General features: G+C 61.0%; 25 protein-coding genes. 15 read left to right on the top strand and 10 right to left on the bottom strand.

Annotation, left to right across the window (positions count from 1 at the left end; all coding sequences use genetic code 11):
• Positions 1-10: 10 nt before the first annotated feature.
• The 6 genes from sufB to sufA all read left to right on the top strand — a co-directional run bounded on the left by sufB (position 11) and on the right by sufA (position 5,604).
• On the top strand, positions 11-1,543 hold the full coding sequence (gene sufB, locus NO932_RS08965; RefSeq protein WP_309210850.1) for a Fe-S cluster assembly protein SufB: 1,533 nt from the start codon (positions 11-13) through the stop codon (positions 1,541-1,543).
• 79 nt (positions 1,544-1,622) lie between these two features.
• Entirely contained in the window at positions 1,623-2,375 is a 753-nt protein-coding gene (gene sufC / locus NO932_RS08970; protein ID WP_309163760.1) for a Fe-S cluster assembly ATPase SufC, read from the top strand.
• A gap of 12 nt (positions 2,376-2,387) precedes the next feature.
• Entirely contained in the window at positions 2,388-3,599 is a 1,212-nt protein-coding gene (gene sufD, locus NO932_RS08975; RefSeq protein ID WP_309210852.1) for a Fe-S cluster assembly protein SufD, read from the top strand.
• Positions 3,578-4,816, top strand: a complete 1,239-nt coding sequence (locus tag NO932_RS08980) for a cysteine desulfurase (RefSeq protein WP_309211012.1) — start codon at positions 3,578-3,580, stop codon at positions 4,814-4,816. The genes sufD and NO932_RS08980 overlap by 22 nt, the downstream gene beginning before the upstream one ends.
• 12 nt (positions 4,817-4,828) lie before the next feature.
• Positions 4,829-5,215, top strand: a complete 387-nt coding sequence (locus NO932_RS08985; RefSeq protein ID WP_309161367.1) for an SUF system Fe-S cluster assembly protein — start codon at positions 4,829-4,831, stop codon at positions 5,213-5,215.
• A gap of 2 nt (positions 5,216-5,217) precedes the next feature.
• Positions 5,218-5,604 carry a Fe-S cluster assembly scaffold SufA gene (sufA, locus tag NO932_RS08990; protein WP_309210854.1) on the top strand — a complete coding sequence of 129 codons (387 nt, stop codon included), beginning with the start codon at positions 5,218-5,220 and terminating at the stop codon, positions 5,602-5,604.
• A 4-nt stretch (positions 5,605-5,608) separates the two neighbouring features.
• Here the strand turns inward: sufA and NO932_RS08995 are convergent, their stop codons facing one another.
• The 3 genes from NO932_RS08995 to parE all read right to left on the bottom strand — a co-directional run bounded on the left by NO932_RS08995 (position 5,609) and on the right by parE (position 10,570).
• Entirely contained in the window at positions 5,609-6,664 is a 1,056-nt protein-coding gene (locus NO932_RS08995) for a GGDEF domain-containing protein (RefSeq protein ID WP_309210855.1), read from the bottom strand.
• Between the two features lie 272 nt (positions 6,665-6,936).
• The gene (locus NO932_RS09000) at positions 6,937-8,289 is read right to left on the bottom strand and encodes a DEAD/DEAH box helicase (protein ID WP_309210856.1); all 1,353 of its coding nucleotides are present in this window, start codon (positions 8,287-8,289) and stop codon (positions 6,937-6,939) included.
• 268 nt (positions 8,290-8,557) lie between these two features.
• A complete protein-coding gene (gene parE, locus NO932_RS09005; RefSeq protein ID WP_309210857.1) occupies positions 8,558-10,570 on the bottom strand; it encodes a DNA topoisomerase IV subunit B in 2,013 nt (670 codons plus the stop codon).
• 515 nt (positions 10,571-11,085) lie between these two features.
• Here parE and NO932_RS09010 point away from each other — a divergent pair.
• A complete protein-coding gene (locus NO932_RS09010; protein WP_309210858.1) occupies positions 11,086-11,979 on the top strand; it encodes a sulfotransferase domain-containing protein in 894 nt (297 codons plus the stop codon).
• Between the two features lie 272 nt (positions 11,980-12,251).
• Complete coding sequence (locus NO932_RS09015) at positions 12,252-13,763, top strand: ABC-F family ATP-binding cassette domain-containing protein (RefSeq protein ID WP_309210859.1); 1,512 nt, start codon at positions 12,252-12,254, stop codon at positions 13,761-13,763.
• A gap of 40 nt (positions 13,764-13,803) precedes the next feature.
• Here NO932_RS09015 and NO932_RS09020 read toward each other — a convergent pair whose 3' ends face one another.
• Both NO932_RS09020 and NO932_RS09025 read right to left on the bottom strand, forming a co-directional pair.
• Positions 13,804-14,136 (bottom strand): Atu4866 domain-containing protein, encoded by a 333-nt coding sequence (locus NO932_RS09020; RefSeq protein WP_309210860.1) that lies wholly within the window; start codon positions 14,134-14,136, stop codon positions 13,804-13,806.
• Complete coding sequence (locus tag NO932_RS09025) at positions 14,136-14,864, bottom strand: SDR family oxidoreductase (protein WP_309210861.1); 729 nt, start codon at positions 14,862-14,864, stop codon at positions 14,136-14,138. The genes NO932_RS09020 and NO932_RS09025 overlap by 1 nt, the downstream gene beginning before the upstream one ends.
• 101 nt (positions 14,865-14,965) lie before the next feature.
• Here NO932_RS09025 and NO932_RS09030 point away from each other — a divergent pair, with 101 nt between their 5' ends.
• From NO932_RS09030 to NO932_RS09040, 3 genes are read left to right on the top strand one after another with little or no spacing between them, the layout of a single operon-like run.
• On the top strand, positions 14,966-15,868 hold the full coding sequence (locus tag NO932_RS09030; protein WP_309210863.1) for a LysR family transcriptional regulator: 903 nt from the start codon (positions 14,966-14,968) through the stop codon (positions 15,866-15,868).
• 54 nt (positions 15,869-15,922) lie between these two features.
• Positions 15,923-16,888 carry an SDR family NAD(P)-dependent oxidoreductase gene (locus NO932_RS09035; protein WP_309210864.1) on the top strand — a complete coding sequence of 322 codons (966 nt, stop codon included), beginning with the start codon at positions 15,923-15,925 and terminating at the stop codon, positions 16,886-16,888.
• A complete protein-coding gene (locus NO932_RS09040; RefSeq protein WP_309210866.1) occupies positions 16,825-17,454 on the top strand; it encodes a TetR/AcrR family transcriptional regulator in 630 nt (209 codons plus the stop codon). Before NO932_RS09035 ends, NO932_RS09040 begins: the two co-directional genes overlap by 64 nt.
• 49 nt (positions 17,455-17,503) lie before the next feature.
• Here NO932_RS09040 and NO932_RS09045 read toward each other — a convergent pair whose 3' ends face one another.
• The gene (locus tag NO932_RS09045; RefSeq protein WP_309210868.1) at positions 17,504-18,532 is read right to left on the bottom strand and encodes a serine hydrolase; all 1,029 of its coding nucleotides are present in this window, start codon (positions 18,530-18,532) and stop codon (positions 17,504-17,506) included.
• A gap of 164 nt (positions 18,533-18,696) precedes the next feature.
• Here NO932_RS09045 and NO932_RS09050 point away from each other — a divergent pair, with 164 nt between their 5' ends.
• The 4 genes from NO932_RS09050 (at position 18,697) to NO932_RS09065 (ending at position 20,892) form a co-directional block, all read left to right on the top strand.
• Positions 18,697-19,155: a carboxymuconolactone decarboxylase family protein gene (locus tag NO932_RS09050; protein ID WP_309161353.1), complete on the top strand. Its 459-nt coding sequence runs from the start codon at positions 18,697-18,699 to the stop codon at positions 19,153-19,155.
• On the top strand, positions 19,155-20,039 hold the full coding sequence (locus NO932_RS09055; protein ID WP_309210870.1) for a sigma-70 family RNA polymerase sigma factor: 885 nt from the start codon (positions 19,155-19,157) through the stop codon (positions 20,037-20,039). The genes NO932_RS09050 and NO932_RS09055 overlap by 1 nt, the downstream gene beginning before the upstream one ends.
• A gap of 83 nt (positions 20,040-20,122) precedes the next feature.
• Complete coding sequence (locus NO932_RS09060) at positions 20,123-20,692, top strand: BON domain-containing protein (RefSeq protein WP_309210871.1); 570 nt, start codon at positions 20,123-20,125, stop codon at positions 20,690-20,692.
• A 14-nt stretch (positions 20,693-20,706) separates the two neighbouring features.
• Positions 20,707-20,892, top strand: coding sequence for a hypothetical protein (locus NO932_RS09065; RefSeq protein WP_309210873.1), 186 nt, complete (start codon positions 20,707-20,709; stop codon positions 20,890-20,892).
• 33 nt (positions 20,893-20,925) lie between these two features.
• Here the strand turns inward: NO932_RS09065 and NO932_RS09070 are convergent, their stop codons facing one another.
• From NO932_RS09070 to glnA, 4 genes are all read right to left on the bottom strand, one after another.
• Positions 20,926-21,372 (bottom strand): DUF2267 domain-containing protein, encoded by a 447-nt coding sequence (locus tag NO932_RS09070; RefSeq protein WP_309210874.1) that lies wholly within the window; start codon positions 21,370-21,372, stop codon positions 20,926-20,928.
• A 118-nt stretch (positions 21,373-21,490) separates the two neighbouring features.
• Positions 21,491-22,213 (bottom strand): metallophosphoesterase, encoded by a 723-nt coding sequence (locus NO932_RS09075; RefSeq protein WP_309210876.1) that lies wholly within the window; start codon positions 22,211-22,213, stop codon positions 21,491-21,493.
• A 10-nt stretch (positions 22,214-22,223) separates the two neighbouring features.
• Positions 22,224-22,985: a hypothetical protein gene (locus NO932_RS09080; RefSeq protein WP_309210878.1), complete on the bottom strand. Its 762-nt coding sequence runs from the start codon at positions 22,983-22,985 to the stop codon at positions 22,224-22,226.
• Between the two features lie 140 nt (positions 22,986-23,125).
• A complete protein-coding gene (glnA, locus tag NO932_RS09085; protein ID WP_309210880.1) occupies positions 23,126-24,535 on the bottom strand; it encodes a type I glutamate--ammonia ligase in 1,410 nt (469 codons plus the stop codon).
• Positions 24,536-24,552 lie beyond the last annotated feature (17 nt).

Genomic DNA, 24,552 nt, shown 5'->3' on the forward strand with positions numbered 1-24,552 from the left:
GGAGACTACCATGTCAAATTATGCCGACATTCCGACGCTCAAGGAAAATATCGATCGTGACACGGTCGATCAGGTTCTGGCGCTCGACGTCGACAAGTACAAATACGGCTTTGAGACGATCATCGAATCCGACAAGGCACCCAAGGGGCTGACCGAGGAAACGGTGCGGTTCATTTCGGCGCGGAAGAACGAACCCGAATGGATGCTTGAATGGCGTCTCGAAGCGTTCCGCCGTTGGCTGACGCTAGAAGAGCCGACCTGGGCGCGCGTCTCCTATCCGGCCATCGATTTCCAGGACCAGCATTACTACGCAGCGCCGAAGGGCGTGAATGGGCCCAAGTCGCTCGACGAGGTCGATCCCGAGCTGCTGGCGACCTATGAAAAGCTCGGCATTCCGCTGTCAGAGCAAAAGATCCTGGCCGGCGTGCAGGATGCGGGCGAGCCGCAGGGCACTCCGTTCAGCGGCAATGTTGCCGTCGACGCCGTGTTCGATTCGGTGTCGGTGGTTACGACTTTCCGTGAGGAATTGGCCAAGCAGGGCATTATCTTCTGCTCGATTTCGGAAGCTGTGCGTGAGCACCCCGAGTTGGTGAAGAAATATCTCGGTTCGGTGGTGCCCGTGACCGACAATTTCTACGCTACGCTCAATTCGGCGGTCTTTACCGACGGATCGTTCGTCTACATTCCCAAGGGCGTGCGCTGCCCGATGGAGCTTTCCACCTATTTCCGCATCAACGAGCGGAATACGGGGCAGTTCGAGCGCACGCTGATCATCGCCGAGGAAGGCTCCTATGTGAGCTATCTCGAAGGCTGCACGGCGCCCATGCGCGACGAGCACCAGCTACATGCGGCTGTTGTCGAACTGGTGGCGCTGGATGATGCTGAGATCAAGTATTCCACCGTCCAGAACTGGTATCCGGGCGACAAGGAAGGCAAGGGCGGCATCTACAATTTCGTCACCAAGCGTGGCGATTGCCGCGGCAAGAATTCCAAGATCTCCTGGACACAGGTCGAAACCGGTTCCGCGATCACCTGGAAGTATCCGAGCTGCATCTTGCGTGGCGATGGCTCGCGCGGCGAGTTCTATTCGATCGCCATTTCCAATGGAAAACAGCAGGTCGATAGCGGAACCAAGATGCTGCATTTGGGCAAGAACACGTCCTCGCGCATCATCTCCAAGGGTATCGCTGCGGGCAATTCCGATAACACCTATCGCGGGCAGGTTTCGGCGCATCGCCGGGCGACGAACGCGCGCAACTTCACCCAGTGCGACAGCCTGCTGATCGGTGACCGCTGCGGGGCGCATACGGTGCCCTATATCGAGAGCCGTAATTCCTCGGCGGTGTTCGAGCACGAGGCGACGACCTCAAAGATCTCAGACGACCAGATGTTCTACTGCCTGCAGCGCGGACTCTCCGAAGAAGAGGCCGTGGCGCTGATCGTTAACGGTTTTGTGCGTGACGTGCTGCAGCACCTACCGATGGAGTTCATGGTGGAAACCCAGAAGCTCATCGGCATCTCGCTCGAAGGCAGCGTAGGCTGATCGGTCGCAACAGTTTTCGCCCTCACGGGGCACCAACCATATGGGACGGCCGCTGGCCGGATTTGAAATGACGACACCTTTGCTTGAAATCAAGAACCTGCATGTCCGCGTCGAGGACAACGAAATCCTCAAGGGGGTGAACCTCACCCTCAATCGCGGCGAAGTGCATGCCATCATGGGCCGGAACGGCTCGGGCAAATCGACGCTGTCTTATGTGCTGGCTGGCAAGGAAGACTATGAGGTCACCGACGGCGAGATTCTGTTCGACGGCGAAAATCTCCTGGAAATGGAAGCCGACGAGCGCGCTGCCGCCGGGCTGTTCCTGGCTTTCCAGTACCCGATCGAAATTCCGGGCGTCGCGACCATGACGTTCCTCAAAGCCGCCATGAACGCCCAACGCAAGGCGCGCGGCGAGGCGGAGCTTTCGACGCCCGAGTTCATGAAGGCGGTCAAGGACGCTTCGACACTGCTCGATGTGCGGCAGGAGTTCTTGAAGCGCCCACTCAATGTCGGGTTCTCGGGTGGCGAAAAGAAGCGCGCCGAAATCCTGCAGATGGCACTGCTGAAGCCCAAGCTCTGCATCCTCGATGAAACCGATTCCGGTCTCGACATCGATGCGCTCAAGGTGGTGTCGGAAGGGGTCAACAAGCTACGTGCGCCGGAGCGCTCGATGCTGGTCATCACCCACTACCAGCGGCTGCTCAACTATATCGTTCCAGACGTCGTGCATGTGTTCTCGGCCGGCCGGGTGGTTGAGACCGGCGACAAGTCGCTGGCGCTCGAGCTCGAAGCCAAAGGCTATGCCGACTTCGACGAAACCAACGCTGCCTGAGGATTTGACGCCGTGAACATTCAAACGCCAGTTCGCCTGAGCGGCGCCGAGGAAAGCCTCGTTGCCCAGCTCGAGAGCGTCGGGGCCGCCGATGCGGCCGAGCGCCTGCGCGTGATCGGCCTGCCGACTCGTCGGGTCGAGACCTACCACTACACTGATCTCAAGAGCTTGCTGAGCCAGGTGCCGCCGCTTGCGAAGGCCGCAAATGAGGCAAGTGCGCCCGCGATCGACATTCCCGGTGCTTACCGCGTTGTCATCGCCAACGGGGTCGTGCAGTCCGCAGCGACGGCCCCGGCCGGCGTGATCGTCGGCAAGGCAGCGGGATCGGTGTTGACCACGCGCGACGATGTCATCGTTCGGCTCAATGCTGCAATGGTCGCTGAATCGCTGACGCTGGAGCTTGCTGGATCGGTCGATCCGGTGATTCATGTCGACCGACGGCTCGAAGGCGAGGCCGCTCACGTGCAGTCGGGTGCCAGGATCAATGTCGCGCCCGGCTCCAAGGTTACGATCGTCGAAACCATCTCGGGTAGCGATGCAGCGCATATGGGCAATTCGGGCAGCTTCGTCTCGCTGGGCGAAGGTGCCGAGGTCACCCATGTGCTGGTCGATCTTTCGGCTCGGCAAGCAACCAATTTCGCGACCGTCGAATACCGCATCGCGGGGGACGCCAATCTCAAGTCGATCGTTATCAATGCCGGCGCGCATCTAGCCCGGGCCAATGTGTTCGCCGATTTCGTCGGTGAAGGTTCGCACGGGGATTTCTTCGGACTCAACGTTGTCGATACCGACGAACACCGCGACATCACGCTCGATGTGACTCATGGCGTGCCCAACACGACTTCGGCCGAGCTCTATAAGCAGATCGCACGCGGGCGTGGCCGGGCGGTGTTCCAAGGCAAGATCAACGTGGCAGTCGATGCGCAAAAGACCGACGCCAAGATGATGACCCAAGGGCTGATGCTCTCGGAAGAAGCGGAAATCCTCGCCAAGCCGGAACTCGAAATCTTCGCCGACGACGTGGTCTGCGGCCACGGCGCAACCTGTGGCGATCTTGACGAGACTTCGCTGTTCTACCTGATGAGCCGCGGCATTCCCAAAGCAGAGGCCGAGACGATGCTGATCCGCGCCTTCCTGGAAGAGATCACCGAAGCGGTCGACGATGAATACGTTGCCGAAGCGCTGTCGGGAATTGTGGAGCGCTGGCTCAAGAAGGACGCCTGATGGCTTTCGATCTCGCAGCCGTTCGCGTGGATTTCCCAATTCTCGAGGAGAAAATCCACGGGCGGCGGCTGGTCTATCTCGACTCCGGTGCCTCGGCGCAAAAGCCGGTGCAAGTGCTCGACCGCATGGACCATGCCTACCGGCATGAATATGCCAACGTCCATCGCGGACTTCATACGCTGGCCAACCGGGCGACCGAAGCGTTCGAGGCAGCGCGCGAGAAGGTGCGGGCCTTCCTCAACGCGGGCCGGGTCGAGGAGATTGTTTTCACGCGTTCGACAACCGAAGCGATCAATCTCGTCGCATCCTCCTTCACCGGTCCACGGATCGGGGAAGGGGACGAGATCGTTATCTCGATCGCCGAGCATCACTCCAACATCGTACCCTGGCATTTTCATCGCGAGCGCAAGGGCGCGGTGATCAAATGGGTGGATGTGGCCGATGACGGGAGCTTCGATCTCGATGCTTTCGCGGCTGCGCTGACCGACCGCACGAAAATGGTGGCGATCACGCACATGTCGAACGTGCTCGGCAGCATCAACCCGGCTAAGGAGATCGTTGAGGTCGCACACGCGCGCGGTATTCCGGTGCTGATCGATGGCAGTCAGGGCGCCGTGCATACCAAGGTCGACGTGCAGGATATCGGCGCGGACTTCTACGTCTTTACCGGGCACAAACTCTACGGCCCAACTGGAATCGGCGTCCTCTACGGCAAGTACGAGCTTCTGGCCGAGATGCAGCCCTTCCTTGGGGGCGGGGAGATGATCGAGGAGGTGACTACGGATATGGTCACCTACAACGCGCCGCCGCACCGCTTCGAGGCCGGGACGCCGCCGATCGTGCAGGCGATCGGGCTGGGGGCGGCCATCGATTACGTTCGCGAACTTGGACGTGATGCGATCGAGGCGCACGAGCATGAAGTGGCGAGCTATGCTGCCGAGCGGCTGTCGCGCATCAATGCCTTGCGCATGATCGGAACGGCGCCGGACAAAGGCGGGATTTTCGCCTTTACGCTCGAAAACGCCCACGCGCACGACGTTTCGACCATTCTCGACCGCTATGGCGTCGCCGTCCGCGCCGGCACCCATTGCGCCATGCCGCTGCTGCAAAGATTTGGGGCAACCTCTACATGCCGCGCTTCGTTTGCCCTATATAACGGGAAGGACGATGTGGACGCGCTTGTCGAGGGGATCGAAAAGGCGCAGTCTTTCTTTTGATATTGGACCGTCATGACTGATACCGCACCGGAAAAAACCGAAACCGAAGCCAAGGGCTTCGTGGAAGGCGGCTCCGCATTGCCGCCGGAAGATGTGGAGCGCATCACCGCTGATCTGATCGCCGCGCTCAAGACGGTGTACGATCCGGAAATCCCCGTCGACATCTACGAACTCGGGCTGATCTACAAGGTCGACCTCGACGACGATCGTAAGCTCACCATCGACATGACCCTCACCGCGCCTGGCTGCCCGGTGGCCGGCGAAATGCCGGGCTGGGTCGAGAACGCGGCGCGGTCGGTAGAAGGCATCCAGGACGTGGAAGTCAACATGGTGTTCGATCCCCCCTGGGGGCCGGATAGGATGAGCGAGGAAGCGCAGGTTGCGCTGAATTGGTGGTAGATATGGCCTTCGCGATCATGCAATTGACCGATGCCGCTTCCGAGCGCATCAAGGAAATTATCGAAGACAGCGAAAAGCCGGTGATCGGCGTCCGCGTCGGCGTCAAGAACGCCGGCTGTGCGGGCATGGCCTATACGTTGGACTATGTAACCGAACCAGTAGCGGGCGACGATCACATCCAGGATAAGGGCGTCGATGTTTGGGTGGAGCCCAAGGCAACGCTGTTCCTGTTGGGTACGGTTATGGATTTCGAGGAAACCAAAATGTCCTCCGGGTTCACGTTCAATAACCCCAATCAGGAAGGCGCCTGCGGTTGCGGCGAGAGCGTGCAGCTCAAACCTGCCGATTTGGCCGAATTGGCCAAGGCTAGGGCTGCAGCGGCAGTTTAGGTCATTAGGCGACGTCGGAGGCAGTCGCTGCCCCTGGCACGTCGCGCTCACTCATCACGCGATTTCGTCCGGCGCGTTTGGCCGCATAGAGGTACTTGTCCGCCCGCTCGATTAGGCTGGCAACAGTGTCGCCTTCTCGCCATTGGGCAGCGCCCACCGACAGGGTGATGCGCCCAAGCTTTTCATTGGTAGAGCGCTTGAGAAGTTCCTTTGCCTGCACCGACCTACGGATGTTTTCGGCCACCGAGATCGCGCCATCAAGCGATGTCTCGGGGAGGATGGCAATGAATTCCTCGCCGCCAAACCGGGCAGGCATGTCCCGGCCCTTGAGATTGGCTCTCAGCACCTGAGCGACCAGCCGCAGCACTTGATCGCCGGTCAAATGGCCATAGGTGTCGTTGAACGCTTTGAAGTGATCGATATCGAACACTAATAGCGAGAGCGAAGCGTTGGATGACTCCATCCGTTCCAACTCTATGGCGAACTGTTCATCGAAGCGTTTGCGGTTGGGGATCTTGGTCAAGGGATCGAGCATGGATTCCTTGCGCACCTCGTCAAGGTCACGCTGGAGCAGCGATATGTCGTCCTTGGAATTTTCCAGTTCCGCTTCAAGACGTCTGTTCATGTCCTGCATGCGCCGCGTTTCCTGGAGCAGGCGCGAGGACAGCATCTTGAGTGCGTCCTTATCTATGCCGGCCTCGAGATCACCCGAAGCCTGTTGCAGCGAGCCGGAATAGGAATCGGCCGTCTCCATAGCGATATCGATCGCTTGGTTTACGTCCGAGATCTTCTGGCTCATCATCTGCGAAATGGCGCGCAGCTTGTCTTCTATATCCGAAATCTTGAGGAAGCGCTCGCACAGTGCCGAGGCCGTTTCAATGCTGAGCGGGCCTTGCGCCAATATGGCGTTGATCTCGGCGTTGAGATCGGTATTGGCGCCGGTCGCGTAGGTATAGAAAAGTTCGAAATAAACCGGAAAGGGAGGGATTTGCGAGCGCTTGAGCAATGCAAACGCCGCATTTGCAAATCCCGAGGCGCGGTCAAAGTCCAGGTTCGTCACGATGCGTCAACCATCACCTGTTCTGGCCCAATCGTAGGCCGGGATGGTTTAAGCGCGCCTTAAAGCGTCCATTGCAAGTGCTACGGAGATCGATAACATCCGAGCCTCAGCTCGTGCAGATCAAACCTGTGCATCGCAATGTGCAACTGCGTCCGAATGCGCTCGCGGCCCCCCGGCTCGGAACGATCGACTAGCTAGAGTCTGGCCGCTTCGTTGTCCAGTTAAAATGTGTTTGCGTAGCAATGGCATAGCGCTCCTGTAGGGGCAGCGCGCTATTTGCCCACGGGACGGAGCAAAAAGGCCGGAATGTGCCCTTCGGTCTTGAAGCTTGCCGGACCGTCGTCATTGCTGCCACGCCGGGAGGTCTCCCGACGTTTGGGTTCGGCGGACTTGCCTTGCCGGGGCTGATCTTCGGCGGGTCGCTTGCTCTTCTGGCGCGAGCGTTTCGGCGCGGCTTCAGATTGAGCATCGCCACCTTGAGAAGGTGCACTCACCGGAGCGGCATCGAGCCATTCGATGTCGCGCTGGATCAATTTGGTTATAGCGTCGACATATTTGCTCTCGCCGGGTCCCACCAGCGTGATCGCCGAACCTGAGCGGCCAGCACGGCCCGTGCGCCCGATGCGGTGCACATAGTCTTCGGCATGGGTGGGCACATCGAAATTGAAAACATGGCTCACGGCGGGAATATCAAGGCCGCGGGCCGCGACGTCCGATGCTACCAGGATGGGCAACGATCCTGCGCGGAAGCGATCGAGGGTCTCCATCCGCGATTTCTGATCCATGTCGCCATGCAGGGCGCCTGCGGAAAAACCATGGCGCTCGAGTGAGCGCGCCACCGTGGCGACATCGCGCTTGCGATTGCAGAAGATGATGGCGTTTTTCATCTCCTTGGCGCTGCGGATCTGGTCACGCAGTGCGGCACGCTTTTCGGCCGGGGTTTTGCCGACCTTCAAGAGCTTTTGATCGATATTCTCGTTTGTCGAGTTCTGCCGGGCAACCTCGACCTTCACCGGATCGCGAAGGAAGCGCTGGGTCAGTTTCTGGATTTCCGGCGGCATGGTTGCCGAAAAGAACAGGGTCTGCCGGCGCGGCGGCAGCAGTCCGCAGATACGTTCGATATCGGGGATGAAGCCCATATCGAGCATGCGGTCGGCTTCGTCAATGACGAGAATATCGACCCCGGTCAGAAGCAGGCGCCCGCGCTCGAAATGATCGAGCAGGCGGCCGGGCGTGGCGATCAGGACATCAGCACCCCGGTCGAGCTTCTTGTTCTGGTCTTCAAAGGAGACGCCGCCGATGAGCAGGGCGACGGTCAACCGGTGGTTCTTGCCGTATTTCTCGAAGTTTTCATGAACCTGCGCTGCGAGTTCGCGCGTGGGCTCGAGGATAAGCGTGCGGGGCATGCGAGCCCGGGCACGGCCTTTTTCAAGCAGCGAAAGCATGGGAAGCACGAAGGACGCGGTCTTGCCCGTACCGGTCTGGGCTATGCCGATCAGGTCCTTCTTCTCGAGGACGTGCGGAATGGCCTGCGCCTGGATATCGGTCGGCTTGGTATAGCCGGCTGCGGCGACTGCTTCGGTGACTTTATCGCCCAGGCCCAGCTCGGAGAATTCAACAGTCAAAATCGGGTGTCCATCATGTTCGTGTCAGATGCCACGGAAGCCATTGGCCATCGGCCTCTGATCATCCCATTTCGAGGTGTCGCCAGCGGAAACGGTACACTTCATCCACACTTGGAGCTCTTCACGCTGGAAAACGCTTAGCTCGAACCCTGCATGGAATACGCAAGCGAACGGGTGTGGCCTCTGACGAGCGGGACCATAAACTACATTAGGTTCAAGTCAATCTTGATTTGGCCATCAAGATTAATGCGAGATGCCGCAATGCCGATCAAACATCGACATCGGTCACAAAGGCCGCCTTTTCAGAGATAAACTCGAAACGGGCTTCAGGCTTGTTGCCCATCAGCCGGTCGACTGTTTCGGTCGTTTCGCCACGATCGGAAACGACACGGACCTGCAGCAGCGTTCTCGATTTGGGGTTCATCGTCGTTTCTTTCAAGTGGGCGTGAGGCATTTCGCCCAATCCCTTGAAGCGAGTGACTTCGACCTTGCCGCGGCCGGTGAATTCTTCCCTCATGAGCCGTTCCCGGTCGGCATCATCCATGGCATAGGCGGTCTTGGCGCCTTGAGAAAGCCGATACAAGGGCGGCAACGCCAGGTAAAGGTGGCCCTGCTCGATCAGCTTAGGTAGTTCCTGATAGAAGAAGGTCATCAGGAGCGAGGCGATGTGGGCGCCGTCGACGTCGGCGTCGGTCATGATGATGATCTTGTCGTAGCGCAGATCATCTTCGCGATATTTGTCGCGTGTGCCAACGCCAAGCGCCTGCAACATGTCGGCGATGAGCTGGTTGGCCGCAAGCTTGTCGCGGCTGGCGCCGGCGACATTGAGGATCTTGCCGCGCAAGGGCAGAACAGCCTGGCTGGCGCGATCGCGTGCCTGCTTGGCGCTGCCGCCGGCGCTATCGCCTTCTACGATGAAGAGTTCCGCGCCCTGAGCCGCCGATTGACTGCAGTCGGCCAGCTTGCCGGGCAAGCGCAACTTGCGGGTGGCCGATTTGCGGTCGATTTCCTTTTCCTTGCGCCGGCGCAAGCGGTCCTCGGCCCGCTCGATGGTCCAATCGAGGAGCTTGTTGGCTTGGTTGGGCGCTGCGGTGAGCCAGTGGTCGAAGGCATCGCGGATGGCGTTGTCGACGATGCGCGTGGCCTCACCAGACGCGAGCTTATCTTTTGTTTGCCCGACGAATTCGGGTTCGCGCACGAATACTGAGAGCATGGCGCCGCAATGACCGAGCACATCTTCGGAGGTGATGACCGAAGCGCGTTTGTTTCCGACAAGATCGGCATAGTTCTTCAACCCGCGCAGTAGCGCGGTGCGCAGGCCAGCTTCATGCGTTCCGCCATCAGGCGTGGGCACCGTGTTGCAATAGGATGAGGTGAAACTATCTCCGATATACCAGGAGATGGCCCATTCCACAGAGCCGTGGCCGCCTGGTTTGCCGGTCTTGCCCGAAAAGACGTCGTCGATGATGCGCGTCTTTCCTTCGATGCGGCGCTCGATGAAATCGCGCAGCCCGCCGGGGAAATGGAAGATGGCCTTAGCCGGCACATCGCCTGTAGCGAGGGCTTCGTCGCAGGACCAGCGGATTTCCACGCCGCCGAATAGATAGGCCTTGGCGCGCGTCATCCGGAAGATGCGGTCGGGAATGAATTTGGCGGAAGCGCCGAAAATTTGCGGATCTGGGTGGAACCGGATCGTCGTGCCGCGCCGGTTGTGGACGCGCCCCATGTTTTCCAACGTCGATGTCGGAAGGCCACGCGAATAGGTTTGGCGGTAGAGAGTCTGGTCGATAGCGACTTCGACAATCAGATCATCGGTCAGGGCATTGACCACCGAAACGCCGACGCCATGCAAACCGCCCGAGGTTTCGTAGGCTTTAGAGTCGAATTTGCCGCCCGCATGGAGGGTGGTCATGATGACTTCAAGCGCCGAGAGGTGGGGCCGCTTGGGATGGCTGTCGACGGGAATGCCGCGGCCGTTGTCGATGACCGTTACGTATCCATCCGCGCCCAAATGCACTTCGATACGGGTCGCGTGCCCGCCGATCGCCTCGTCCATCGAGTTGTCGATGACCTCAGCGAACAGGTGATGGAGCGCGTTGACGTCCGTACCGCCGATATACATGCCCGGGCGGCGGCGCACGGGTTCAAGTCCTTCGAGAACCTCGATATCAGCGGCCGTGTAGGATCCCGACGGCGCCGGCTCGCGGGCCGGAGCCGGCCGCTGCGGCTGGGGAGCCGGCGAGGGGGGAGTGTCACCGAAAAGATCGTTGTTGTCCGTCATGGGCCTCGAACGTCGCGCAATGCGAATCAGGGGAAGAAACCTGGCCTATCATAAGGCAATGAGATAGGGCGGAGACACCATAGTTTCCGCGCCATTTCAACTGTTTTGACGTATGCGCCGGAAGCGGCGTGGGTGCCGCCTCAATCTCAACTTGGGACAGTTGGTGGAGCGCGAAACCGGGTTCCGTTTACTTTCGGTTTGCCACTCGTCAGCACTTTCTTAAGTCTGATGGACTAGAAATTTCTTCATACGGTTCATGAGTTTGGAGTTGCCGTATGCCTGCCGAGCTTGCCGGGGATGCTGCGTATCATGCACCTGGTGCGGCACGCGAAAAGTTCAGGGGGGCTAGGCCGGGTTGAAGAGTTCTGCGTACCGGCTTGCCCACCTATCTCTTCCCAAGATCGTGCTTCTGCCAAGCCTTGTGGCGGTGTTTTTCCTCGTCTGATTGCTCTGTGCCATTGCGCGCCTAGGCGGCGGGCGATAACAAGTGGCCGAGATGTTCCGAGGAGTTCCGCGTGTCCGAGCCGCAGGCAAAGCCCATTCGTCCGCTGTATTTCGTCGCCTCGTACCCGCGGTCGGGCAGCAATTGGGTGCGTTCGGCGATCTTCCTGATGATTGCGATGGCTCAACCCAATCCGCCCAAGCGGATCGACATGCGCAACATCGACAACATTATTCCGCTCGACTCCCAGGGCCGCTTCTATAAGGAGGTGACTGGCAAGGATGCCGGGGCGCTGGGGGAAGAGGAAGTGGCCGAAGCGCGGCCGCTCGTGCATCAGTTTTTAGCGAGCCAGCACAAGGGTTTCCCCGTGGTCAAGACCCACGCGATCCGGGGAACTTTTCATGGCCATCCCACCTTCAACACCAAGGTTTCCGTGGGCGGAACCTATGTTGTGCGCAACCCGCTGGATGTCGCGGCAGCACTGGTGGAGGCAACCGGATTGCAGCCGGTGCGGGTGATTGAGGCGATGATGACGAAGGATCGGCGGGTGAAGGCCAATCCACATCTGGTTTCCGAGCCGCAGGGTTCGTGGAGCCAGAACGTGGCGAGCTGGACGGCGCAGCGGCAGCCGGCGGTGCATGTTATTCGGTTTGAAGATTTGCGCGCCGATTCCGCCAAGCAACTCAAGGGGTTGGCGGCGCATATGAAGATTCCGGTTTCCGACAAGGGGCTTGCCACGGCGGTCGGATTGCTGGCGGAGACGCATAAGGCGCGGGGGCGCGAAGCGGGGGATCGGGACTATCGCGAGACGCTTAAACCCTTGCACGCGCGAGCAATTATCGAAGCGCACGGGGTGCAGATGGATGCCCACGGGTACCTGACCGACAAGGTGCTTCAGTATGCCGACATCGACCGGCAGGCGGCTCTGGTTCTGGCGCAACGGCACGCGCCAAAGATCGCAAACTAGGCTTGCCCAGCACTCCGCATATTGCCAATATACGGGTTGAGATCGGCGTTTAAAGTAATGGGAGGACACCGTGGACGGCATTTGGCGACACTGTCGTGCGCGTGGTCCTGTTTTGGCCCTGCAGCAGATGTTGCAGGGCTGACCTCCCCGGACATTCCGTACTCGTTTTTCCGCAAGGGTCTGCCCTGATCGAGCGCTGGCATCCATCACGTGATGCGGCGAGGCAGAAATTCGGCGTGCCCATTTGGCCGCCAACACCCTTCGAGACGACAATGACGACGATCACCCTCAAATCAGCCGGCGTGACCGGCAAGACGCAATTGTTCAATGACCTGACCCTCACGGTCGGACCCGGCGACCGGGTCGGGCTGGTGGGCGCGAACGGCGCGGACAAATCCACACTGCTCAAATGCCTTACCGGCGAGGCCAATCTGACGAGCGGCGAGGTGACACTCTCGCGCGGGGCGCGGGTGGGGCAGGTGCCGCAGAGCGTGCCGGCAGAAATGCTCGAGCTCAGCCTGTTCGACGCCGTGGCGACCGGGCTGGAACCGGAAACGCTTGCGAGCGAAAGCTGGCGTGTCGACGTGGTGCTGGACTCGCTTTCAACACCTGAGGAACTGCGGGATCGGCGCGTGCGGGAACTGAGCGGGGGCTGGCAGCGGCTGATGCTGCTCATGCGCGCCTGGGTGACCGATCCTGACGTTCTGGTGCTCGATGAGCCCACCAACCATCTCGACCTTGAAAAGATGGCGCTGCTCGAAAGCTGGTTTTCGGGGATCGGCAACGTGCCGGTGATCGTCGCCAGCCACGATAGGAGCTTTCTCGATGCGGTGACCAACCGCACGCTGTTCCTGCGACCCGAGATGTCGCGTGATTTTCCCTTGCTTTACACCAAGGCCAACGCGGTGCTGGCGGGGGAGGACGCGAGCGATGCGGCCAAGCGCGAACGTGATCTGAAAGAGGCGAACCAGCTTCGGCAGCAATCGGCCAAGCTCAAGAATATCGGCATCAATTCGGGCAGCGATCTTTTGCAGAGAAAGCAAAAGCAGCTTCGTGAACGGGCCGAGAAAATCGAAGCGCAGGCTAAATCGCTGCACAAGGAGCGCAGCGGGGATATTCGACTCGCCAATCGCGGAACGCATGCCAAGGTGCTGGTGGCGATTGAGAATCTGACGGTCAAAACGCCAGATGGGCGGAAGTTGTTCGGAATCCCCAAGCTGCATATCTTCCAAGGCGACCGGACCGTGCTCCTCGGGCGAAATGGCACGGGGAAATCGACGCTGATCGAGATGCTGCGCTCGGTGCTGCTGGCCGGGCGCGCCATCGAAGGCATCAAGGCGACGCCGAGCCTTGTCACCGGGTATATGGATCAGGCACTCGATTTCGTGCCGGAGAAGAAAACGCCGTTCGGCTATGTCTCGGCGCTGGGGCAGACCGATCAGCGAACGCGGGCGCTGCTGGCGGGGGCGGGAATCGACATCGAGGCCCATTCAATGCCCATCGCCAGGCTGTCGCAGGGGCAGAGGGCGCGGCTTGGCTTGCTGGCGCTGCGGCTGATCGAACCCAATTTCTACCTGCTGGACGAGCCAACGAACCACGTGGACATCGCCGGGCAGGAGACGCTGGCCGGCGAGATCATCGAGCACGAGGCCAGTTGCGTTCTGGTTTCGCATGACAGGGCCTTCGTGCGCGAGGTGGCTAACCGGTTCCTGGTGATAGAGAGGGGGCGGCTGGTGGAAGCCGAGGACGCCGAAGAGTTCTTCGCGGCAATGGCGGCGCCATAACCAACTGTCCCGCGCCGGCAGGCGCGGGACAGGGTTTGCGTCACCGGCTATCGGGCGCCTTGCCATCGCGGTAGAAGATCATGCCGCCATGGTAGAGGACATCGTCAATGAATTCGCCGTCGGCGGTGAAGCCGGTGTCGTCCCAGTAGTCGATGTGATTGCCGGACACCTCGTAGCGGCCCTGATAGGCGCTCTCGCGGGTGCCGCGGGCCTCATCATAGCGGCCGTTTGGCAGGAGTTGCTGGCGAACGTGCCCATCGGCGGTGATCCACATGCCGACATAGGGGTGCGTTTGGGTCATGGTTTGCTCCGGTAGTACGGGGGTGGCAAACGCGATCGCGGTGATCGCTGCAAGGATCGCGAGGCGGCGCATCAGTGCGCCGCCGCCGTTGGACGGATAACGATTTCATTGACGTCGACATCATCGGGCTGCTCGATCGCGTAGCGGACCGCCCGAGCAATGGCGTCGGGCTGCATGGCGATGGCGCGATAGTCTTTCATCGCCGCCGCTGCGGAGGGCTCTGTGATGGTGCTTGCCAACTCGCTTTCCACGACGCCGGGATGAATGCAGGTCACGCGCAGATGCGTGCTTTCCTGGCGCAGGCCATCCGAGATTGCCCGAACGGCGAACTTGGTGGCGCAATAGACGGCGGCAGTGGGCGAAACGACCAGCGCACCCACCGAGGCGATGTTGACGATGTGACCGAACCCCTGGCTGTTCATCGTCGGCAGGACAGCGCCAATGCCGTTGAGCACGCCCTTGATGTTGACATCGACCATCGCCTCCCATTCGTCGAGCTTGAGCGCGGCCATGGGCGATAGGGGCATGATCCCGGCATTGTTGATGATGACGTCGATCCGTCCCCACAGGGTCCGGGCGGCTTGCGCGAAGGCATGAACGTCCTGCCTGTCGGTGACGTCGAGGCGGCGGGCGATCGCCTGGCCTCCGGCTGCGTTGATCTCGTCGGCAAGCGCTTCGAGCCGATCCAATCTCCGAGCGCCCAGCATGACTTTTGCGCCGGCGTGCCCGAGTTCGCGGGCGATAGCCTGACCGATGCCGCTGCTCGCGCCGGTTATCAGGATGACCTTGTCGAGAGACATTGTTCGCTCCTTGTTTGGATGAAGATGGTGTGAAGTTAGGCAGAGGTGATTGGAGCAACAATCCGTGCAATAGTGTATGGCTTGGTAAGTGGAGCTAACCAATGAGCGACCTTAACGCGATCACCGTGTTTCTGGCTGTTGCCGATCTGCGGAGCTTTCGTGGCGCAGCGGAACGGCTCGGAGTGACCCGGTCGGCCGTTAGCCAGGCGATCCGGCGCCTGGAGAGCGATCTGGGCCTTGCCTTGCTCCAGCGCACGACCCGGAGCGTCAATCTGACGGAGGCAGGGCAGGCATTTCATGCGCGGGTCGCGCCGGCCATGACCGAGATCGACGTCGCTCTCGCACACGCGCGGGACCGGGAACAGACGCCGCGGGGATTGTTGCGGCTTGCCGTCTCCACCATCGCAGAAAGCTTCCTGTCGGGCCCGCTGCTTGCCGGCTTTGCCGAACGCTATCCGGATGTGGCTCTGGAAGTGACAGTGACCGATCAGGAGTTCGACATCACGGCACAAGGGTATGATGCCGGGGTGCGGTTGGGTGAAGTCATCGAAAAGGACATGATCGCCATTCCCGCCTCGCCGGACCAGCGGCAGGTGGCCGTTGCGGCTCCGTCCTACCTCGCCGCGCATGGCGCGCCCGAACATCCACGCGATCTCGCCGCTCACCGCTGCATCGGGTGGCGTCCGGTGCCGGGAGGGGCACCCTATCGCTGGGAATTTGCCGAGGACGGGCGTGCTTTCGACGTGGAAGTCGAGCCGGAGGTTACGACCAACGATATATGGCTGATGGTGCGGCTGGCGCGAGCAGGGGCCGGAATAACGTTCGGCATGGAAGAGACCTTCGCCCCCTATATCGGAAGGGGAGAGCTGGCCACGGTATTGGAGCGGTACTGCCCCGCATTTCCGGGATTTTTTCTCTACTACCCGAACCGCAGGCACCTAGCGCCAAAGCTGCGTGCGCTGGTCGATGACGTCCGCCGATGGCAGAAAACCGCGACAGGTTGACAATGTCAACCTCGCTTGCTAGGTTGACGATGTCAACTTAACGGAGCGTGGGGCATGCCTACAGTTCTCATCACCGGGGGTCATGCGGGCATTGGCTTGCAATGCGCCATCCGGCTCGCAACTCATCATCGGTCTGACCTGATCCTGGCGGGGCGCAGCGTTGAGCGCATGGAGCCGGCGGCGCAGCAATTGCGCGCTTATGGCGTCAAGGTATCCACGGTCGTACTGGATACGTCCTCGCTGGCGTCGGTCCGGTCGGCGGCGGCTGCCATTGGGCAATTGATCGAGAGCGAGGCGATCGGCGGGCTCGATGCGATCGTCTGCAATGCGGGGGCTTCGTTCGCCGGACCGGTGGGCTACAGCGTCGATGGTTATGAAAGAACGTTCACCACGAACTATCTGGGACATTTCCTGCTCACCGAACTGCTGTTCGATCAACTCCGGGATACGGGGCGCATCGTGATGGTGGCGAGCGGCACGCACGATCCCGATACGATGGATGGCAGGATGGTGGGGCCCGCCGTGGAACCGGACGCCGTTGCGCTGGCCAATGTCGGCAGGAACGGGTCAAAGCCATTGTCGGGCGGCAAGCTCTATGCGACGTCCAAGCTGTGCATGATCCTGATGGCCTATGAAATGGATCGCAGGTTGCGCCGCGCGGGGAGTTCGATTGCTTCGATCGCCTTCGATCCTGGCGCAATTCCGGAGACCGGATTGACGCGCACCATGCCAGGACCGATCCAGAGCCTGACCCGCTCGGCACCGGTCAAATGGTTCCTGACGCGGATCGGCATCACGGCGGGATCGCTCGAATTCTCAGGAAATGCGCTTGCCGATGTGGCTATTGGGCCTGAATATGCCGATGATTCCGGCAAATACCTGCAATCGAACAACAAGCGACTGCAGGCGACGAGATCGTCCCGGATGTCCTATGACGAACGACGGGCGGCGAAACTATGGGAAGAGTCAAAGCGGCTGGTGAAGCTGCAGCCGGAGGAGGAGCCGGAACCGCTGCGCTGACGACGGCAGAAAGGCTAGTCGCCGCCGCGCTGGCGCTGCTCGATGCGGGGGGCGAGGAAGCCGTCACCATGCGCGCGGTCGGCCACGCCTGCGGGCTTTCCCACAACGCATCGTACAAGCATTTCAAGAGCCGCAAGGCCTTACTGGCCGCTGTGGCCACGGCGGAATTTTCTTATCTCTCACAGAACCTTGAGGCCGTTCTTTCATCCAAAACTGGTGCGGAAGAGAAGCTGACCCGGGCGCTCGATATCATCATCGAATACAATTTCGCCCATCCAGCTCGCTACAAACTCCTGTTCGTGGCCGATCCGGGCATTGTGGGCGAGGACGAGGAATTGAGGCGGGCGGCGGGTGCCGCTTTCGCGACGTTCCGGGCCATCGTTAGCGAATGCCAGGCCGATTGGGGTCTGCCGGCTGGTGCCGATGTGTCGATTGCCGGCCTCATGCTGGCGACGCTGCAGGGGCTGGTGGCACAGGAAGCCAATGGGCGGATAAACGCCGACAAGGGCCAGATCGGCGTAAGAGCTGGAATGAACGTGCTCGTGCGGCTGTTGTCGCGGTCGTGACGCTCCCAGCAAAAGTGTGCCCACTTTTGCTGGAAGTGCTGGTCGAGCGCTATCCGCCGTTTTCCGTTTCCTCCACCGCTTCGACGATATCGCCCAGCAGCGCGTGCAAGCGGTCGCGGTAACCATTGCCGCCGGAGGGGTTGGTGGGATCGGAGGTCATCACCACGGTAAGGTCGAGATCGGGGACGATATAGAGCATCTGGCCGCCATAGCCCCAGGCGTAACGGGTGGGGTGGCCGGCGATGTCCGAGAGGAACCAGCCATAACCATAGCCGTGGCCGCCGAAGCGGGAGGTGGTGCGCTGCTCCCAGGATCGCTCGATCCATTCTTCTGAAACGATCCGCTCGCCATCGGCAGTGACGCCGCCATTGCGGATCATTTCGCCGAAAGCCAGGAGCGAGAGGGGCGACATGGCCAACTCGTTGCCGCCCAGATAGATTCCTTGCGGATCGCGCTCCCAGGCGGAGATCGAAAAGCCTTCGATCGGATCGAACCACTCGCGGGCGAGGGCGAGACTGGATTGGCCGCCGACTGCGGTGAGAATGGCCGAAAGCAGATGGGTGGAACCCGTGGAATAGATCATTTCGCCCCCCGGTTCGTCGACAAAGGGCTGGGCGAGGGCGGAGCGCACCCAATTGCTACTGGTGACCCAGGCGCCGTAATTGGCGCCCGATGTGGCGCGCAGGCCCGCCTGCATCGACATGAGGTGGCTCAGTGTGATGTCCTCGAGGCGAGGGTCAGGGGATTGGGGAAGGTCATCGGGGAGCAGGTCGGCGATCGGCTGGTCGGGGCCTTCGAGCAGGCCCCGTTCGATGGCGATGCCGATCATTGTGGTGACGATGACCTTGGATGCGGATTTGATGTTGGTGGGCTCGGTCGTCGCGTAGCCGTCATAGCCGCGCTCGGCGATGATCTCGCCATCGGCGGAGATCACCACGGTGCGCAGAGCAACGAGGTCGGCGGCGGCCTCAAGAATATCGGCCAGCGTGGCGTCCTGGGCGAAGGCCGGGAAGGGGACGGTTAGGAGGGCGGCTACAGCCAGGGCGCAGGTTTGGCTGGTGGAGGGCAATGCCGGCATGTGGGTGAGATCCTCGCGAGGGCTGGAGGGGATCGATTGGCGTGCAAGATGGGTATTTGTGCGGCTGAACCGGGGCACCAAAGCAACTTTTTGCGAGCCTCATGTCACACCCGCCTTGCCTGGCTCGTCTTGTCAATCGCGACAACATTGCAAGGAGAACCACAATGACCTCCAGACCCAACCCGTTCCAGGGGCATTTCGCTCTGGTGAAGCCGCTGATCGATTTCGGAACGACCAACCAAAAGGAGCTCGATCCCACGATTGCCGAACTGGTGAAGATCCGCGCTTCGCAGATCAATGGCTGCGCGACCTGCCTGCAGATGCACACGCGGGAGGCGCGCAAGAACGGAGAGAGCGAAGAGCGGATCTACCTGCTCGACGGGTGGCGCGAATCCCCGCTCTATAACGACAAGGAACGGGCGGCGCTGGCCTGGACCGAAGCGCTGACGCGGGTCGACCGCGAGGGCGGTTCGGACGAGGCGTACCAGGCGCTCAGCAGCCAGTTCAGCGAGGAGGAGCAGGTGAGGATCACCCTTCTGATCGGCGCCATCAACGCCTTCAATCGCGTCAATGTCGGGCTGCGCGTGCCGTTGGCGGGCACCGTGGGCAAGAAGGTCGCTTGATGGCGGGCACGTTGCATCAGGACGCAGCGGAGAGCTTTTCTCCGCTGCGGCCCAAGCTGATCCGCATCGCTTACCGCATGCTCGGTTCGGTGGCCGAGGCCGAGGACGTGGTGCAGGACGCGTTCGTGCGCTGGATGGCAGTCGATCAGAGCACGGTGCGGGATGCCGAGGCGTTCCTGCGCCGGATCGTCACGCGGCTCAGTCTTGACGTGCTCAAATCGGCGCGGCGGCAGCGGGAGACCTATGTGGGCCCCTGGTTGCCCGAACCGGTGGTGGGGCCCGAGCTGGACGAGGTCGACGACGTGACGTTGCCGCTGATGATGGCGCTGGAGCGGTTGACCCCGCTCGAGCGTGCGGCGTTTCTGCTGCACGATGTTTTCGGGATCGGCTTTGACGAGGTGGCGCGCACCATCGGGCGCGATCCGGCGGCGTGCCGGCAATTGGCCAGCCGGGCACGCGCCCATGTGCGGGCCGAGCGGCCAAGGTTCGAGGTGACGCGCGAGCGTGGGTTCGAGATCGCGCAGGCGTTCTTTGCGGCGTCGCGGGAGGGGGATATGGGGAGGTTGCGGACGCTGCTTGCCGACGATGTGACCGCCTGTTCGGACGGCGGCGGGAAGCGTTCGGCGGCGGCGGTGCCAATCGTGGGCATCGAGGACGTGGTGCGGGTGCATGCCGGGCTGGCGGATTTCTTTGCCAGGGACAACAACATGTCGAAGCTGGTGCGCTATGACGTGATCAATGGGCTGCCGGGGTTTCTTACCATCGAGAGCGATGGAACGGTGCAGACGACGGCGCTCGAAATCGTCGATGGGAAGGTGGTGGGCATCTATATCGTGCGCAATCCCGACAAGCTCCGGCATCTGAACGGCGGCAAGCTGCACTGAGCGCGGCAACCTAGGATGGGGGAAGGAACGGTTGCCTGTCGCGGAGGCTTCCTCCTTGGCTGTTCCAATGGGAGACCGATCTTATGGCTCGATATGTTCACCGTCATGGACACACCGTCGTTTCGGATCGCTTTTGGGGCGAAACTCCGGGACTGAGCCGGCTGGGTCGGCCGGACCCGCGCGGGCGATCAGGGGGCTATTACGGCTCCAACGAGGACGACGAATACGACCCCTATGATTTCGATCTGCCGCGTGAGGGGCCCGAGGGCCGGCCGCGGAGCAACCAGGGGATCAAACGCCCCACCCATGTGGATGTAGGGTACGAGCCCGACCAGCCGGTGCCTGGTGGCTGGGGGCTGGCCGATCCGGCAGGCGAGCGGCACCGTCGAGGCTATGCCGGGCGGGGGCCGAAAAGCTACCAACGAAGGGATGACCGTATCCTCGAAGACGTTTCGGACCGGCTGATGGAGGATCCCTTTCTCGACGCGTCTGGGATCGAGGTCAGCGTCAACGCCGGGGAAGTGCGGCTGGATGGAAGCGTGGATGCCCGGGCCGACAAGCGGCGGGCCGAGGACATCGCTGAGACGGTGTCGGGGGTAGGCAATGTTCAGAACAATCTGCGGGTTCAGCACCGGGATGTTTCCCGCTCTTGAGGAGGCGTTTTCCGATGAGCACCGATTCCAAATATACGCCTTCGGGCAAATCGACCAATTCGGACAAGTCCGCTGGTCCGGCTCACAAGGGCGGCAGCGGTCAGCAGAATGCCGAAAAGTGGGGCGGAGGCAGCAAGGCGGCCAAGGGCGGAGTGTCCAAGGCCGACAAGCATAACGAGAATTCTTCGAGCAAGAGCTGAACCGGAGTCGTCCCGTTCAGCTCTCCCCGATGGTCAGGCGTTGCCGACGGTTTCCCCGGATGCCCAAAGCGTGCGGATATCCTCGTTCAGCGCCGCGCGCACCTTTTCGGCCTGGCCACGATCGATGTGACGGTCGAGCACGCGGTACACCGATTTGACGGCGTCCTCGGCATCGATCGGACGGGTAAACTGCAGATCGTCTTTAACGGCCTGGAGGAACTCGTCACGGGTGCGCAGTTGGCTGGGCTGGCGTGCCGGCTGGTACTGGTCGTAATAGGCGCCTCGCACGAGCAATGGGAGTTGGCCGCCCAAGTGCGCTGAAAGATCGGGCGGAAGCTTGTCGCGCGTGGTGCGCAAAACACTGCCCAGGATGTGCCAGGCCACCTGTCGGTCGGGGCCGTGCTCGGCCATGATCTCGTCCAGCCAGATGTTGGTGGTCTGCAACGTCTTGTCGAATACGTCGAGTCCATTGGCGCTCATGGCAAATGTCCTCCTCTCGATGTGACGGATTGCGCCGACGCCCAAGGGTGGGCTGTCGAACCGAAGGGGAACGGGCACGCGCCGCCAAGGTTCGGCGCCTTAGTCAGAGGTTAATCTGTCAGATGCTGAGGAGCGCGTAGGGCTTGCCGTCGGGCTTGGGGATCGGGGCGGCAACGTTATAGACCGGTGCGCCGCCCGGGGTTTTCCCCTGATAGCTGCCGTGATGGGCGTGACCGTGCACGATGGCGCTGACCTTGAAGCGATCCACGGTTTCGGCAAGGCGGGACGAACCCAGGAAGGGAAAGATCTCGACCGGCTCGCCCTGGAGCGTTTCGGAGATGGGAGAATAGTGCAGCACCACGAGGACGCGGTCGGATTCCACGTGCCTTAAAGCATTTTCCAGGTTCATGGCCTCGTGGGTGCTTTCGCTGACCATCGCCTTGATGGCAGGCTCGCCGAACGAACTCAGCATGTAGCGGCCAAAGCCGCCGGCAAATCCCTTGACGCCCACGAAATCGACGCCGTCGATGGTGGTGGATTGCCCTTCGAGAAGATGCACGCCGGCATCCTTGATGATGGCGGAGACTTCTTCGACGGCACCGCATTCGTAATCGTGGTTACCGAGGACCCCAACTACGGGAATGGAGCAGGATTTGAGCTGGCCGGCGAGCATTTCGGCTTCGGCCGGCCGGCCGAGATCGGTGATGTCGCCGGCAAGGACCAGCACGTCGGCCACTTCGGAAATCTCGCTAAACAGCTCGCTATAGGAACGGCTGCCATCTTCCTTGACGTGCAGATCGCCAATCGCCGCCACCTTGAGGGACTTGCGGGCCTTGGTCATCGCGTCCTCCTTATTGCTCGCGCCACTCGCCTTCGCCGCCGACATCGGCAAAGCCCCATTCGGCGACATCGATCTCGTAGTCGGCACGCGAAAGCATGCGGCCGCGGCAAACCTTCATTTCGGGCAGGGGGAGCTGGCGCTGGGCGTGGAGGCGGTCGAGAAGCTCGTCGAGCAGCCAGGCGGGAATGCGCTCGCGCTCGGTGGGATAGATCCAGCGGAAGTTGAGAAGGTGGACGAGAAGCACTTCCCAGTGCACTTCCATATAGGCCAGCAGACGCTCCCAATCGATCTCCTCATGGGTTTTGAGGATGAGGTGAGCGACGTCGGCGCCATCGTAGCGCGTACGGTTCTGGATGAAGCATTTCGACCAGATGAGTTCCGTCGGGGGCACGATCGAGACGCGGCTGCCGAACAGCTCGATGGTGTGGGCACCCTCGAACCAGGCATCACCCACCGGCATGGTGCCGTTCGAAGACGCAAAGATCACGTCAAAGAAATGTTCGCCTTTGCAGACCTTGCCGAGCCAGCGGTCGTCCTCGATGCGGATCGAAAAGCCCAGCTCACGGAAATGGGAGAGGATACGGGTGTAGTCCCCCGCCTTGCAGAAGATGTCGAGATCCTTGGTCTGGCGGGTGATGCCGGTATAGGCGCTCACGGCATAGGTGCCGCTCACCAGAAAAGGGCACTCCAGTTCGAGCAATTGGCGAAGAGCATGGGTGTAGAACGCTTCGGCGTCGGGATTGACGAGAGTGGGTGATGCCTTTGCATCCATTTGGCGGCTCGATCCATCGAGTGGTTTGGTGTTGCCAGAGCCAAACGGAGAGCAGTGGAAGGACGTTCCACCGCCAAACGCATGCCGCAAAAAGAAAAAGGGCCCCGTGCGGGGCCCTTCCTCGTTCGATAAGCCGAAGCTTATGCCGAATAGTACATCTCGTATTCGACCGGATGCGGGGTGTGCTCGAACTTGATGACTTCTTCCATCTTGAGCGCGATGTAGGCGTCGATGAAATCGTCGTCCATCACGCCGCCAGCCTTCAAGAAATCGCGGTCCTTGTCGAGGCTGTCCAGCGCTTCACGCAGCGAGGCGGAGACGGTCGGGATATCCTTGAGCTCTTCCTTGGGCAGTTCGTAGAGATCCTTGTCCATCGGGTCGCCCGGGTGGATCTTGTTCTTGATGCCGTCCAGGCCAGCCATCAGCAGAGCGGTGAAGGCGAGGTAGGGATTGGCGAGCGGATCGGGGAAGCGAACCTCGACGCGCTTGGACTTCGGCGACTGGCCGAAGGGAATACGGCAGGAGGCCGAGCGGTTGCGGGCCGAATAGGCCAGCAGCACGGGCGCTTCGAAGCCGGGGACCAGGCGCTTGTAGGAGTTTGTGGTCGGGTTGGTGAAGGCGTTGATGGCCTTGGCATGCTTGATGACGCCGCCGATGTAGAACAGGCAGGTTTCAGACAGACCCGCATAGCCGTCGCCGGCGAAGAGCGGCTGACCGTCCTTCCAGATCGACTGGTGGCAGTGCATGCCCGAGCCGTTGTCGCCATAGACGGGCTTGGGCATGAAAGTCGCGGTCTTGCCATAGGCCTGGGCGACCTGATGGACGCCATACTTATAGAGCAGGACCTGATCGGCCGACTTGATCATCGGGGCGAACTTGATGCCGAGCTCGTGCTGGGCCGACGCCACTTCGTGGTGGTGCTTTTCAACGGTGACGCCCATGGCGGCCAGCGCTTCGAGCATCTCGCCGCGGATATCCTGGGCGCTGTCGAGCGGAGGAACCGGGAAATAGCCCTTCTTCAGACCGATGTGGTGGCCGGTGTTGCCGCCCTCGTAATCGGCATTCGAATTGGCCATCAGCTCGCCGGCGTCGACCGCAAAGCCCACATTGTAGGTGGTGGTCGAATACTTCACGTCGTCAAAGAGGAAGAATTCTGGTTCCGGGCCGAAGACGACGGAATCACCGATGCCGGAGGTCGCGACATAGGCCTCGGCCTTCTTGGCGATCGAGCGCGGGTCGCGGTTGTAGGGCTGATAGGTGGCGGGCTCGAGAATGTCGCAGTTCACGCACAGGGTGGGCGCCGAGAAGAACGGATCGACATAGGCGGAATCGTTGTCGGGCATGAGCACCATGTCGGACTCGTTGATTGCCTTCCAGCCGGCAATCGAGGAACCGTCAAACATTACGCCTTCTTCGAACATGTCGGCATCGACGACCGAGGCGTCCATGGTGACGTGCTGAAGCTTGCCGCGCATGTCGGTGAAACGAAGGTCGACATATTTGATGCCTTCGTCCTTGATCTTCTTCATCAGATCGTTTGCTGAGCTCATAATAGATCCCCAGTTTG

It is taken from the genome of Pelagibacterium sp. 26DY04 (assembly GCF_031202305.1).
GTDB lineage: Bacteria > Pseudomonadota > Alphaproteobacteria > Rhizobiales > Devosiaceae > Pelagibacterium.

Coding starts and splice junctions, on each gene's coding strand:
- sufB (WP_309210850.1), top strand. CDS start 11: ATGTCAAATTATGCCGACATTCCGACGCTCAAGGAAAATATCGATCGT.
- NO932_RS08985 (WP_309161367.1), top strand. CDS start 4,829: ATGACTGATACCGCACCGGAAAAAACCGAAACCGAAGCCAAGGGCTTC.
- sufA (WP_309210854.1), top strand. CDS start 5,218: ATGGCCTTCGCGATCATGCAATTGACCGATGCCGCTTCCGAGCGCATC.
- parE (WP_309210857.1), bottom strand. CDS start 10,570: ATGACGGACAACAACGATCTTTTCGGTGACACTCCCCCCTCGCCGGCT.
- NO932_RS09015 (WP_309210859.1), top strand. CDS start 12,252: ATGACGACGATCACCCTCAAATCAGCCGGCGTGACCGGCAAGACGCAA.
- NO932_RS09020 (WP_309210860.1), bottom strand. CDS start 14,136: ATGCGCCGCCTCGCGATCCTTGCAGCGATCACCGCGATCGCGTTTGCC.
- NO932_RS09025 (WP_309210861.1), bottom strand. CDS start 14,864: ATGTCTCTCGACAAGGTCATCCTGATAACCGGCGCGAGCAGCGGCATC.
- NO932_RS09030 (WP_309210863.1), top strand. CDS start 14,966: ATGAGCGACCTTAACGCGATCACCGTGTTTCTGGCTGTTGCCGATCTG.
- NO932_RS09035 (WP_309210864.1), top strand. CDS start 15,923: ATGCCTACAGTTCTCATCACCGGGGGTCATGCGGGCATTGGCTTGCAA.
- NO932_RS09040 (WP_309210866.1), top strand. CDS start 16,825: ATGGGAAGAGTCAAAGCGGCTGGTGAAGCTGCAGCCGGAGGAGGAGCC.
- NO932_RS09045 (WP_309210868.1), bottom strand. CDS start 18,532: ATGCCGGCATTGCCCTCCACCAGCCAAACCTGCGCCCTGGCTGTAGCC.
- NO932_RS09050 (WP_309161353.1), top strand. CDS start 18,697: ATGACCTCCAGACCCAACCCGTTCCAGGGGCATTTCGCTCTGGTGAAG.
- NO932_RS09055 (WP_309210870.1), top strand. CDS start 19,155: ATGGCGGGCACGTTGCATCAGGACGCAGCGGAGAGCTTTTCTCCGCTG.
- NO932_RS09060 (WP_309210871.1), top strand. CDS start 20,123: ATGGCTCGATATGTTCACCGTCATGGACACACCGTCGTTTCGGATCGC.
- NO932_RS09065 (WP_309210873.1), top strand. CDS start 20,707: ATGAGCACCGATTCCAAATATACGCCTTCGGGCAAATCGACCAATTCG.
- NO932_RS09070 (WP_309210874.1), bottom strand. CDS start 21,372: ATGAGCGCCAATGGACTCGACGTATTCGACAAGACGTTGCAGACCACC.
- NO932_RS09075 (WP_309210876.1), bottom strand. CDS start 22,213: ATGACCAAGGCCCGCAAGTCCCTCAAGGTGGCGGCGATTGGCGATCTG.
- NO932_RS09080 (WP_309210878.1), bottom strand. CDS start 22,985: ATGGATGCAAAGGCATCACCCACTCTCGTCAATCCCGACGCCGAAGCG.
- glnA (WP_309210880.1), bottom strand. CDS start 24,535: ATGAGCTCAGCAAACGATCTGATGAAGAAGATCAAGGACGAAGGCATC.